Source organism: Butyricimonas sp. DFI.6.44 (assembly GCF_022132345.1).
GTDB classification, from domain to species: Bacteria; Bacteroidota; Bacteroidia; order Bacteroidales; family Marinifilaceae; genus Butyricimonas; species Butyricimonas muris.
The window spans coordinates 294,810-308,566 of sequence record NZ_JAKNJD010000004.1 but is presented as its reverse complement, the minus strand read 5'-3'; the positions used below and the strand labels follow the sequence as shown (position 1 = coordinate 308,566).

Here is a 13,757-nt window from a genome sequence, read left to right as displayed (position 1 = left end):
GAATATTTTTAATTACTTTCCCTTACAAATCTCACGTGCCAGTTGAACAGCGGCAACGGCATCAATAATACCTCCCGATACACATAACCGGTCATATCCCCCGGTCGGCGCACCTTCACTATTGGTCGGATCATGCGGGAAGGGGACAGTGGCAGAGGGCGTCTGCCGGGCAGTGCGTACTAAAATATCCTTTATTCGTGAGGCTTTGAGCGAGGGGTAATAAGATTTCAACATGGCAGCGATACCGGTGACTACCGGAGCCGCTATTTTCGTACCCGTCACTTTACGATAGTTATCCCCGCGAACCGTTGTGTACAATTGCACGCCGGGAGCGAAGACATCGACACTACCTGCCCCGTAATTACTGTTGATATAAGGATTTCCCTCTATATCGGAGGCTCCGACCGTGATTATATTGGAGAATGCGTGTTTACGCCCCTGACCTTGTGCCACCGGGAAATACGGGTCTTTCTCCGTGTCACGATAGTTATCGCCGGCGGAATGCACAATCAATACATCGTGTTTCTCGGCATAGGCAATAGCGTCATCTATCCATTTCGGGTTGTCCAACATGTATTTCCCGAAACTGATGTTGATGATATCCGCTCCTTGTTCTACCGCGTAACGAATGGCTAAAGCTATGTCCTTATCATACGCGTCACCGGAGGAGGGGACGGCACGGATAAGCATCAATTCCACTTGATCGGAAATTCCCTTTATCCCCTTGGCGACACCGGGTGCGGCGGCAATGATGCCCGCCACGGCTGTTCCCTCGTCGGCTGCAGCAGAAAGGAAGTCGTGATTCCCGTAATATTTGTTTGACAGGGTATTGAAATCATCGTTCGCCAAACTCCTCTCGTCGACCAATGCCGCCCACGCTTTTTCACACTCCTGACGCTGTGCCTCACTGCTTCTGTAGCGATTTCGATACAGGGTATCCCATTTCTTATTTTGATTCCCGAAGCTCCATATTATACTATAAGTATAGTAGGCGATTTTCTGAAGCGTATCACCGGATTGTTGCACTATCGGGTTCAAGGCTGCAAAATCTTCCAACGTGGGTTCACGATCGGGACATTTTTCCCGTAACAGCCGATCTAATTCTTCGACGCCTTTAGCTATATTGTAATTAAAACTTGCTCCCGTGTACAGGGATACTAACCGACTGTTCTTTGCAAATTTAAGATACCCGATGTATTCGTTGCTTTCTTCATCACTTCTTTCCTTCCCGTGAAGTTCATCGAAACGCTCCTTTACTTTCAAGAACTGCCGGAAAGCTTCATCGGAAGTCCTCTCGATTAACTTACCGTCAGGGGACGCTAGAAAATTCCAACCATGCAGGTCGTCACGATACCCGTTTTTATCGTCGTCTTTTCCATTCCCGGCAACTTCTTTCTTGTTTCGCCACAAGACGTTAGCCAAAGCCTCGTGTTGCACGTCAAAGCCCGCGTCAATTAACGCCACTACCACTTTTCGCTTGGGAGTAGTATTCTCCAGCTCGCGGTAAGCTTCTAAAATACCTGCCCCGTAAACTTTGTCTTTGGCAGGCGACAATAAGTGCCAATCGACAGGAGTTTGTGCTTCTGCCACAAACACGGCACACATGAACAACACGCTCCCGAATAATTTCTTTATTTTCATCACTCTATTTATTTAATACATTAATTACTTCATTTTATTCCCCTGTTGCTGTTTCAACATAGAAAGGAAATAGGGGAAATACTCATTCCCCGGTGATACACTCCACGGGATTAGGAATTTCCCTTTCGCGTCAAACAATATACACCGGGGGATGGACTTAATACGATATGCCTTGCGGAAAGCAGCGTTTTCGTCGGCAAAGAGATGAATGCCTTTGCCCTCGTGACCGTTATCCCTCAAAAATTGTTTCCAAGCTTCTTTCTTGCCCAGAGGTTCAACGACCACCGTCACGAACTGAACATTTTTATGTTCCGACTTCAATTCTTCCAAACGTGCCAAATCTTTCCAGCAATTCGCAGAATCAAGTTTCCACACTTCTATATACAACGGTTTCCCTTGCAAATCGTGCAAACGAATGGTTTTCCCGTCGCTCGACTCAAGTTCAAAGTCCGGGGCATCCTTTCCGGGTTGCAAAGGTTCGTACAAGGCTACCAATTCCCGGGCTCTATTTATCAATTTTTCAGACACGGAACACAAATCCATATCCGTGAAAATATGCTCGATAAACGTGTTATCCCCTCGATCCAATTTTTCAGCTAATGCCCACATGACGTAACATTCTCTCACTCGCTCGCTCCGGATGTTATATAATACCCACGTGGCACGCCCCATCACGTCCAACTTGGGTTCCTTGAGAGCCAAGACTCTATTCACGAGGCGAATGATTTCGGGTTCCCGCAACGATTCCAAATCCGGGGTGTCGAGATTCATTTTCACGACTGTACTTGTGTCAGAAGCTTGTTGTTCCCGTGCATAAGCGGACACACAAACTCCCCATACAATCATAAATTGTATCAATAATTTTTTTCCCATTTGGAGTACAATTTATTTGTTCAACAACTCGATGATTTTATCTCGCAAAAGATTGCGACGCAAGTTTTTACCCACGATTTTCCCGTCTTTGCCAACCAGTATGATGTGAGGGATGGATTGTATGCCGAACAGTTTTCGCACCTCGGAATCATCCCATCCGCCATCCGCCAAAGCACTAAGCCAAGGAATGTCCTCTTCTTTGCACGCTTCTTTCCATTTTTCCGAAGAGGCATCCAGAGAGATGCTCACGAAACGTACGCCTTTATCCTTGAACTCCTTGTATTGTTCTCTCAAACTTTTCATCTCCTGACGGCACGGACCACACCAAGATGCCCAAAAGTCGAGAACGAGAATATCTCCCTTCAAGGAATTCATTGTAACCGGATTACCATCCTCGTCCGACACGGTAAATTCCGGACAAACGAGTCCTTCGGCGGACACTGCCAAACCGTCAAGATGCTGTTTCAACAGACGTCCCCATGAACATTGTTGTGCCTGGGGAGTCAGCAACTCGTACAACTCTTTTGCCTTCGTGTAATTCTCTCTCCCCGCTTTCTCCGAAATGTAAGCCGAAAAGATATTATCGGGATGCTCACGCACGAACTCTTTCGTGAGGACAAATTCTGATTCTCCAACTAACAGCACTTGAGTCATCGCCTCGTCTGCCGCTTTTTGCTCCCCGGTATCCATCGCTTTTTTATATTCTTTTAAAAAACGCTCTTGCTTTGCCGTATATTTTTCTTGGAGTTTGCCGTACTCTATGGACAAATCGTTTGCCGGAGCTCCTTTCAAGTACTTGGACGAGAAGGAGCGATAGGGGCACTCTATTCGCATTTTCTTTCCATCCATGAAGAACATGAATTGTTGCCGGTTCACTCTCAATACATATTGCCCGGGTTCTTCCAAAGTTCCCCGCAATTCAAAATCACCTCCATCGATTTTCGTGGAACAAATGACTTCTTCCTTGGGTGTCAACAAGAATGCTTTGCCGTATTTGGCTCCTTCCACGTTTCCCCGAATCGAGAAGGAGTATTGTTGTGTACCGGAACACCCGATACACAACAGCATGATAAAAATAATCCCTATTTTCATTATTCTTCTCCTAGCAAGATTTTACCGGTAAAATCATCATTCCATCCTTTCAGTAAACTGGCTTTAGACCTTTCCAATGAATCGTCCTTCAAGAGGTTTTCCAAGGCAGATTGTATTTCCTGTGCCTGTGACACGTTTGTTTCCTCCAACAGATAATTCACTAAATAACCTATCACACCGATGTCTACTATCCCGCTTACACTCCCCCCGGATTGTAGCATTCCAACGAATAATTTCACCATTTTATCAATATCTTTCCGCTTGTATAATTGCCACATTTCCAACAAAGTTTTACAAGTCGGGGACACGGCTGCCACGTTGTTGTTTTCCAATAATAACACGATTTCTTCACAATCGGGTTGTGCCGGCTTTTTCCCGGCGGGAGAAGTCATCCAATGAAACACCGGCCATAAAATCATCACTTCCATCTTGGAACTCATCTGTTTCACTTGTTCTTCACTCAAACTGAGTTTATCCCAATTCTTGATATAATCCAGACAAACCTGACTTTCCTGATAATCGATGTAACTGATAAAGTCCTGTACACTTTGTTCCGCGTACCGTTGTTCCTCGGGCAAGAGCACGATATAACAATCCAATGCCCGACTCAGTGCCTGACGCTCTTTACTCTCTTTTAAATTAGCGATATAAGACGCTAAAAAATCGATATCACGTTTTCCCTGTTCGAATTCTTTCTTTTGCTGTTCCAACACGTTCGCTTGTCCCCAACCGCTCATGAAAGCAAAAACAGCAACGACTAGCAAAACGCCTTTCTTTACACAATTATTCATATCTCGTACGCTTAAATTGAACTACCTAATAATTTATCCACAAATTCTTCGAAACCATTACCCGGACCGGGAACGTCGGTATCAATTATTTTCCCGTCTTTATCTATTATGATATACCGGGGAATACCGTGTATGTCATAATCGTCCTGAAAGGGTGTCGATTTCGGGAAGGCAATCAAATTCTTAACTCCTAACAATTTGTATCTTGGCAAAGAGTATTTCCAATGATTGAATTTGCCCTCCTCGTCAATGGATATCGTGATAAATTCCACGTCCGCACGGTCTTTATACTTCTCCGCGACTTTCATAAAATAAGGTAATTTACGGATACATCCTCCACACCAAGTCGCCCACACGTCGATTATCAATATTTTACCCCTGAAATCTTGAAGAGAGTGCTCTTGTCTTTTATAGTCTATTAAAGTAAAGAGAGGAGCATCCTTTCCCGAACTCAAACGTTCCTTCGCGGCATACAAATCCATCACCAAGCGCCTTAATTCTCCCTCCGGCATATATTGCTCGAATAGGGGGCGGGCTTTTTTCAATGCTTCCGTGTAGTTGAGAATAAAATCACTCCTAATCCCCGCGAAATAAGACAATATCAAATCGGAATTTCGGGATTCCAGTATTTGTTTGTATTTTTCGTACTCCAATTCATCCCGTTTATCGCCTAAAATCCGGGATGCCTCGTAACCGTCCGCCAAGGCTTTCACGTTGAAATAAGTATTTATGTTTCTTTCAAGATTGGGAAGTGCCAAAAACTCCCGCGAATCAAAACGTACGCCTTTCAATACTTTCCGTAACGCACTTTTATTCACACCGGCGTCCCTGTGTTGTCTATAATAATCGGCAACCAGATTTATTGCCTTCACTTGATTGGCAAGACGTGCCATTTCATCTTTCTTGTCTCGGGCAAGAATCGTTTTCTCCACAGCCGCTCTCTGCTTTAAAATCGATTCTACGGTGGCTCCCTCAAGACTGTAGTTGTTCCATTCTTTGATTACCTCATCTTGCAATGAAGTCCGGGATTGAGCATTCCCGCTGCACGGGAAAATAAAAAAGAGTAGTCCCAGTAAATTTACATACCAATAATTCATACAATACATTTTTTAATCAATACTAGAGTGGAAACTGTCTAACAAGAGAAACGTTAGACAGTTCCATTATTTGAAATATTTTTTTGATAATTAATTCATAGCCGGAATTTTAGCTATCGCCTCCAAATCCAAATCGTATTTAGTCTTCATGTAATTAAGAACATATTGACGTTTCTCCCACAACAAGGGATTATTTGCTTTCGGATGCTTTGCTTCCAGTTCTTCCGAAGTGTACCTCATACCCAAATGTATGTAAGCGAAAAAGTTCTTACTCGGGTTGGTGTATTCAATCTTCTTCAACGCATCCAGCCTTAAGAAAGAAACCGATGAACCGGGGAAACCTCGTTTAGCGTAATAATTGGGATTTCCCTCTGTTCCCGGGTCGGATTCAACCTCTGTTTTATAGTCTATCCCTGCTTGAAATTCTTCCGGCATAATTATATTCCCCTTTTCATAGGCTTTCTCTAAAATTTTATACAAGATAACTCCTCTCCACTCCCAAAAATCTTCCGGGGTTTCCGGAGTTTCAAGTCTGCCATAGAACATATCCGACGTGGGGTCCGATTCCCCGTAAAACATACAAAGCGACCAGTAATCCATCCCGTCAAAAATATTTTTCATGGGTGCTTTCAAATTGTAAGGTCCAAACACGAATGGAGCATGACAATCATAAACCATGTAATAATACATCGGAAACACCTTTTGAGTAATCGCCGGGTTCAGATAGGCAAAAACATGGTTTTTCATGAAACTAATCATGAACTCCGCCTGTTCATCACTCTTTAATCCCTCGCCAAAATAGGTCTGGCTTCCAATAGTTCCCGTCCACGTCCGATTCAAATCAGACGCTTGAAAATCCTTGTAAATAATACACACGTTGAATTTCTCTTTGATTGCCACCACGTCATCATCCCACGAATTCGTGCCTTGAGGGAATTCAAATCGAACTAAATCTTCGCCATTCGCGTCGTCTGTCAATGTATCTTCATTATAGCAGGAAAAAAACAAGACGCTGCCTAACAAACTATATAAATAATATCTCCATTTCATAGCATATTCTCTTTAATTTCTTACTTCCGGTAACGGATTTTGTACCAACTTTCTGTTATCTTCCATCACATCCTGCGGGATAGGCCACGTGTAGAACGGGTCTTTTTCTTTCAACGTGTAACGCTTGATAACCTGTCCGTTACTCTTCCACTCGTGGGTGATGGCCGGCATCCCGTAGCGACGCAGGTCAAACCAACGATGTCCCTCGAAACATAATTCCAACCGTCTTTCCAAACGGACACGTTCAATCAATGCGTTTCCCGTTTCCGTCACCGAAACTGTGCCCGGCACAAAACGCTTCTCCAACAATGTTTCCAATGCTTGTTTAGCTGTTTTCTCATCCTTATCCAACGCAGCAGCCTCTGCCAAATTCAAATAGGCTTCCGCCAACCGAAATGCGTGAGCGAAGTTCGTGTTGCTAATAGGTTCATGGGCATAGTTCACCGCAAATTTCCCGTAAGGGGCGTATCCGCCAAGATGCTGGTTATCTTTGGAATCGGTGTAAGGAGAACGCACGATATAATTCTCTTTCCGAAGGTCCCCGGCTTTGAAAGCGTCAAGCAACCCGGAAGAAGCATTAAAGAAATTAGTTTCTAAGTTCTGTCCCGGTTTATAAGGGTCGGGAAATATCATTGTCTGCTTCACTAAATTCACAAATTTATCTATCTTCCCGAACACCCAAATCACTTCCGAACAATCTTGCGAAATAAAATTATAATACGGTTGTGCCGTCGTTTTCTGGGGCAAAGAGTTGAGGTCTGTCAACATGAAATCCCAATCATCAATCACTTTCTGCGCGTAAATAGCCGCATTTTTCCAATCCTCCATGTACAGGTAAACTCTGGATTTCAATAATTGCACCATGGGTAAACTGGTTCTGTAATCTTTCCGGTATTGTTGTTCCTTGGGCAATTTCTCGTATGATTTCTCGGCTTCATTCAAATCCGCCAAAATCTGAGCGTACACTTCTTCAACCGTGTTTCGTGGAAGTTCTTTCGCTTCCAACGCACTGGTCACTTTCAAAGGTACCCCCAATGCTTTCTTGTCATAGTTATAGGGAGCTCCCCACATGTTTACCAACTGGAAATAATAGTAACCGCGCAAAGCGAAAGCCTGAGCTTTCACGATATTTTTTTCATCATCGGTTCCCGAAACTCCATCAATGTAATCCAACGCCGCATTCGCTCCCAAGATATAAGAATAGAACCAGTCCCAAGGGGATTGATACATCAAAGTACCTTCCTGTATAAAAATGTCCGGCTGCCACGCGTAAAGTTTCTCCAATAACAGAAAATCATCTCCCGTCATCACCATCGTGTTTATCGCACCTGCCGAATCCGAACACATGATATCATCGTCGAACATCAACAACAGATTCATGACCTCGTCCCCTCCTGCCGCTTGTATATAAGCATTCCCCAATAACATTTCATTCAAGGCGGCAGCTTCTCTCGGGATATATTCACTTTGCGATTTGGGTTCCAAGAAATCCGAACAAGCGGCTAATAAACCCGCGCATAATATTATCAATAACTTTTTCATCATCCTACATTTTTAAAATCCAATATTAATTCCCACGGAATAATTCTTCGGATGCACACTATCCCCCAATTCCGGGTCAAAACCGTTAAAGCGCTTGCTTGCTATAACAAATAAATTTGAAACCGTGGCGTTCAAGGAAAGCGTCTTCAACCCCATCCGTTTGCACCAATCTTCGCCAATCCGCCAAGACAATGACAATTGCCTGCAACGCAAGAATGAAGCATCCGCCACCAAAGCATCAGATTGTTCCCACACTCTCATCCATTGTTCCTCCGAACCATTCGGTAAAACAACATTACTACTCAGCGTTGTCACCAATCCGGGGATTTTCGTGTAGTTTTCATCTCCCGGTTTCTTCCAACGTTTGGTTAAATCCTTACTCAAATTCACATCCGAATCCGGGATTTTCGCTCCATTAGGTATATTGGCGTATGGAGAAGGCAAACGTTTTTTGCATCCTAACAACAGGGAGAAACCGGATGAAAGTGTCAACGTCTTCCAACGTAAACTGAAATTCAATCCCCCGGTGAAATTCGGTTCTTTCGTACCGGAATACACCAAGTAAGTAGTCGGGTCTACCCCGGAATGTCTTTCGGATTCCGGCACATCAAGATAATTAAACAAGGGGCGACCATCCTCACTGCTTAACCCGGCAAAAGAATAAGACCAAAAACCTCCCACCGGATAGCCTTTTTTCAAGATTTTCTCGCTATTACCGGCAAGTAACTCATCTCTTGTGGCTTCGTATTCTTCTTTTCCTGTTTTATTCCAGTTTTTTGAAGAGTTCAACGCGATACTTAAAGCCCAATCTTTAGTCCTTACCGGGGTGAAGCTAACCGTGAACTCAACTCCTTCGTTCGTTATTTTTCCCCCGTTCATTTTCATATTCGACATTCCGTATTCGGAAGGCAAATCTTGGGTGACAATAACGTTCGAATTTCTTCTATAATAATCAACCACAACATCAAATATATTAAGCAAGGTCATATCCACACCCCAATCCCAAGACTTTGTTTTTTCCCAAGAAAGATTCGGGTTCGGCAAACCGGAGATTTTAGAATAATGCTGGTTATAAACCGAAAGAATGCCATATTGTCTTAATGTCAAATCCGGTCCCAATTTAGTCATCGCGTTTCCCTGTATTCCATAGGTGGCACGAACGTTAAAGTTGTTTAACCAATTCTTTATTCCCGCTAACCACGGCTCATCCATCACTCTCCAAGACAAACCGAAAGAATATGTCGGGTCAAACCGATTGTTCACGTCCTGCCCGAAACGATTGGACTCGTCATTTCGCATCGAGAAATTAAAGACGTAACGATTTTTCAACGAGTAAGCCACTGTCGCGAAGAAAGAAAGGTAATTATCCGTATTCTTGGTACGCGTCCATCCTGTCCCATAAATTTCATCCAGTATTCCCCAACCGGAAACAGCATTACTCAAGGGACGCAATTCATCCGGCGGCGTGGGTCTTACCAGAGTTTCTCCCCGGTCGGGCATATATCCCCATACTTTATTAGCATTGTTGGTAACAGCAGAGGAACGAAGTTCCATTGCCAGCATGGCATTCAGACGATGGTCCTCGTTAAAGGATTTGGATATTAACACTTTGTTCTGGATATTATAAGCACGTTGCGTGGCATCCGTGGTAAACAACACACCCCCGAAAGGTAAAAGTGCCGCTTTAAATAATGAACTGTTCGGTTCCGCCGCTCCATAATCATACCCGCGATACCTCCAAGCCACACGGAACGTTCTCTCCGTGTTATAAGTTTCCCCGTTCGTGTTCGAGGCCGTATATCCCCCGGTAAATTCATAACTCAACCAATCCAATATATTCCACCTGAAGTTAAGGGCGGCAGATACATGCAAATTTTTGTTGGTAGAGCCGCTATTATCCCGTTCATTGATAAAATTGTAACTCAAACTCTGTACACTTCTATTGTATAGATAAGTTGCCCGTTTTTGATAATATACCGGATTCCCCTCTTCATCATAAGCCGGGATGGAACGACTCGTTGTCGTGGCATACGACATCGGATTCACTTCCTCGCCAAAAGCCTTTGTTGTACTGGAAGTTGCATTTAGACTAGCATCCAAACGCACTTTCTCGTGTAAGCGTATATTCACCGCTACCCGACCGGTCATTCTCTCGTTGGAGTTTCCGATTTCCTGTCCCAACGTGTTGTTATACCCTAAAGAAACATTGTAAGTTACCGCCTCAGTACCTCCTGCCAAACTCACGTTATGACTATGACTGACAGCCGAACGGGTTAACAAATCGAACCAATCCGTATTCACCGTCGACAAAAAAGTCTTTCTTTTCATGAATTCATCATAACTTAAATCACCCGCCAAATACATTTTCATGGCTCCCTCGTAAGTATACGGCTGAGTTATCGGTTCTTCCATGTAATACACTCCGGCATTATACACGTCTTGCGAGAACTGCACCCGCTCCTTGGAGTTCATGTAATTGAACATCCCGTAATTAGGGCGAGTGTTAATAGTCATGTTGCCCGTGTAGTTCACGGTCAACCTGCCTGCTTTTCCTTTCTTGGTGGTAATCACGATTACCCCGTTAGAAGCCTTTGAACCGTAAACAGCCGTGGCTGAAGCATCTTTCAGCACGGTAATCGTTTCTATATCCATCGGGTTCAACCAAGAAATCTGACTACCCACAATGTCTTTCAGGTCTTGAGTCATAACGTCCGCGGTTTCCAACTCCAGAGGGTCTTCCTGTACGATACCGTCTACCACCCATAACGGGGCTTGGTTTCCAAAAATAGTCGTTGTTCCCCTCAATTTGATTTTCGGGGTTGTTCCCACCCGGGAGCTCGTGTTCATCACCACCATACCGGCGACCTGCCCCTGCAACATCTGGTCTATCGAGTTATACGCCGGCATCATGACATCAGCGGCTTTCACGCTCGTGTAGGAACCGACCATATCCCTGCGGTTGACAGTATTGTACCCCGTCGATACCACCACCTCATCCATAACATGGGAATCTTCCTCCAACACCACATTCAATGTTTCCTGTCCGTTCCACTTGACTTCTTTGGTCTTCAGCCCGATAAACGAGAACACAAAGACAAGGCTATCCTGTTTCGCGACACTTATAGCGTATTGTCCGTCCCCGTTCGTGGAAACACCCACGGTAGTACCCTTGATTAAAATAGTCACCCCGGGTAGAGGCGCACCGTCCTTATCCACGACCTTTCCTCGAACCGTAACTTTTTCAATCTTGGCAGCCTTCGTTTCCTTTTGCTTAATCACGATGATGTTTTCTTGCACGACATAAGATAGTCCCGTACCTTTCAAACAAATATCCAATGCTTCCGGTACAGTTTTTTCTTTAATGTCCACACTCACTTTGCCCACTTTTGCCAAATCATTGGCATTGTAAGCGAACACGAAACCGGATTGCTTCTCGATATTCCAGATGACCTCTTTCAAAGTCGCATCCTTCATGGAGAGATTAATAACACTTTTCTGCTCTTGTGCCATTATCAATCCGGGACAAAACAAACATAGAAATAAGGTTACTCGACAAAACAGTAACACATACTTCATTTTTATTCCCCAAGGATAGGGAAACCAATGATTTTTTTTCATAGCTTTGAACGTTTATTATTTAAATTACAGTACTTCAACATGAAGTGCCGTGAGCGGAAGGTGTGCCACCACCTTCCGTTTTATTTTTGTTTCTTTATGAATATCTTTCGTCCCTCGACACGGGTTTCCACCGTTCCCGTGGCTTCAAACACTTTCAGCAAAGGCTCTATGGTAGAATGACGATTAAAATTACACCCGAAAGGATACCATTTTACCTCTTCATCCAAATACACGACCTCCACATCATACCAACGAGCCACGCTCTTCATCACCTCGCACAAAGGTTTTTCTTCAAAACGAAGCCGCCCGTCTTTCCATGCAATCACGCTACTCACGTCGACATCTCTCACTTGTAAACCATTTCCCTGACGACTACATTCAACTTGTTCTCCCGGTTTCAGCACGACTGTTTTATCACTATCATTCGAGGAAACCCGCACAGAACCACTCACTAGAGTAGTTTGAATTACAGTATCTTCAGTATAAGCGGAAACATTAAATTCCGTTCCTAATACCTGTATATTCATACCGGCAGTTTTCACGACAAACGGGGCATTCTCGTCATGAACTACTTGAAAGTACCCTTCTCCCTCGAGTTCCACGATTCGATTATTACCATCAAATTGCACGGGGAAACGAAGTTTTGATTCCGCATTTAAATAAACGACGGTACCGTCAGACAGTGTCAATGAAAACTCCCCTCCCCGCGGGATAACCAATTCATTATAGATTAGAGCACTCTTTTTATTATCAATCGCGTTTTCATACGTGATATGCTCTTTCTGCACATTAATTTTAGTTCCGTCTTTCTCTTCCAACAGGCGCTGTTGCTGATTCTCCATGGACACGGAAGTACCGTCGCCCATTATCAAATAAGCTTTGCGAGTTCCGGATGCGATTGTTTCCACACTCTCCATTCCAGAACCACTCTCGTGCAGCTGCAAGTACATCACCCCAATCACAAGTAGAGGAAGCAACAATACAGCGGCATATTTCCCCAAGCGAATCCATCGCATCCTACGCCGCCCGGAAAGACGTTTTACCTGTAAACCTTTCCATCCGGCATCTATGTCTATAGCACGGGAAACTTTTCCTTTCTCCCGCTTGTAAGCCTCTGAAGTCACTTTCCTGAACCATTCCCTATGCCGCTCGGAAGCAACCAGCCAATCATTCAAACGCACGTGTTCCTCCTCTGTCAAATTTCCTGCCAGATACTTCCCAACTAAAATCGCGATATCAAAATAAATTTTATCCATTTCTCGTGTAAAGATTTTTATCTCACTCTTTCCCTTACAACACAAGAAACAGGATATAGGGTATGTCGGTCTTTGAAATTTTATTATTTATTAACTATTCAGGAGAATAAAGAAAATGGTTTCCAACAAGTAATAATGCCCTTTCATGCTCTCCTTCAGTTTTTTATACGCTTCCTTTTTATACGCATGAACGGCATGACCGGATACGCCCATTTTTTCAGCAATCTCAGAATTCTTCAATCCTTCCAGAGCATAATGAATGACACTCCGCATTTGCGGGGGCAATTCCTCTATAGAACGATAAAATACTCTATACGCCTCTTCCTCCATCATTTGCTCTTGAAAAAATTCATCCGATTCAATAGCCATCCCCTCTTCTATCTCAACTCTCTCGAGCCTATCTCGAAGTTGATTTAAACAAGCATGACGAACGACCACATAAAGGAACGACTTTATTTTATAGTAATTGTCAAAATCAGCGTGACGGTCCCAGTATTTTACAAAAGCTTCCTGTACCACATCAGCCGCCGCCTCCCGTTCTCCAAGATAACGTTCGGCAAACAAACAAAGTGCAGTATAGAATTCATCGAATAGCAATCGAAAGGCTTTCTCGTCACCATTCTGCAATGCTCTCAAGGATTTCTCCATAATGTTCCTTTTATAAAATACTAATATGCTTACAAAGATAGAAAAAATCATCAAGTGATAATAAGCAAAAAAAGAATCGCATAAATAATTTATATTTATACGATTCTTATCAAGAAGCAAGTCTATACGCAACACTAGACTTAATAACA

At 43.7% G+C, this 13,757-nt stretch carries 10 protein-coding genes; all 10 read right to left on the bottom strand.

The features are described from left to right. Nucleotides 1-12 precede the first annotated feature (12 nt). Nucleotides 13-1,641 carry a S8 family serine peptidase gene (locus L0M98_RS07760; RefSeq protein ID WP_227215308.1) on the bottom strand — a complete coding sequence of 543 codons (1,629 nt, stop codon included), beginning with the start codon at nucleotides 1,639-1,641 and terminating at the stop codon, nucleotides 13-15. 24 nt (nucleotides 1,642-1,665) lie between these two features. Continuing rightward, nucleotides 1,666-2,514 carry a TlpA family protein disulfide reductase gene (locus tag L0M98_RS07755; RefSeq protein WP_227215309.1) on the bottom strand — a complete coding sequence of 283 codons (849 nt, stop codon included), beginning with the start codon at nucleotides 2,512-2,514 and terminating at the stop codon, nucleotides 1,666-1,668. Between the two features lie 12 nt (nucleotides 2,515-2,526). Beyond that, complete coding sequence (locus L0M98_RS07750; RefSeq protein ID WP_227215310.1) at nucleotides 2,527-3,606, bottom strand: TlpA disulfide reductase family protein; 1,080 nt, start codon at nucleotides 3,604-3,606, stop codon at nucleotides 2,527-2,529. After that, nucleotides 3,606-4,397, bottom strand: coding sequence for a hypothetical protein (locus tag L0M98_RS07745; RefSeq protein ID WP_227215311.1), 792 nt, complete (start codon nucleotides 4,395-4,397; stop codon nucleotides 3,606-3,608). The genes L0M98_RS07750 and L0M98_RS07745 overlap by 1 nt, the downstream gene beginning before the upstream one ends. Nucleotides 4,398-4,408: 11 nt before the next feature. Further along, nucleotides 4,409-5,494 (bottom strand): TlpA family protein disulfide reductase, encoded by a 1,086-nt coding sequence (locus L0M98_RS07740; protein ID WP_227215312.1) that lies wholly within the window; start codon nucleotides 5,492-5,494, stop codon nucleotides 4,409-4,411. A gap of 90 nt (nucleotides 5,495-5,584) precedes the next feature. After that, nucleotides 5,585-6,544, bottom strand: coding sequence for a hypothetical protein (locus L0M98_RS07735; RefSeq protein WP_227215313.1), 960 nt, complete (start codon nucleotides 6,542-6,544; stop codon nucleotides 5,585-5,587). Between the two features lie 12 nt (nucleotides 6,545-6,556). After that, complete coding sequence (locus L0M98_RS07730) at nucleotides 6,557-8,086, bottom strand: RagB/SusD family nutrient uptake outer membrane protein (RefSeq protein WP_227215462.1); 1,530 nt, start codon at nucleotides 8,084-8,086, stop codon at nucleotides 6,557-6,559. A gap of 12 nt (nucleotides 8,087-8,098) precedes the next feature. Then, on the bottom strand, nucleotides 8,099-11,596 hold the full coding sequence (locus tag L0M98_RS07725) for a SusC/RagA family TonB-linked outer membrane protein (RefSeq protein WP_370645621.1): 3,498 nt from the start codon (nucleotides 11,594-11,596) through the stop codon (nucleotides 8,099-8,101). 188 nt (nucleotides 11,597-11,784) lie between these two features. Further along, entirely contained in the window at nucleotides 11,785-12,960 is a 1,176-nt protein-coding gene (locus tag L0M98_RS07720; protein WP_227215314.1) for a FecR family protein, read from the bottom strand. Nucleotides 12,961-13,050: 90 nt separating this feature from the next. After that, a complete protein-coding gene (locus L0M98_RS07715) occupies nucleotides 13,051-13,608 on the bottom strand; it encodes an RNA polymerase sigma factor (RefSeq protein WP_099290345.1) in 558 nt (185 codons plus the stop codon). Nucleotides 13,609-13,757 lie beyond the last annotated feature (149 nt).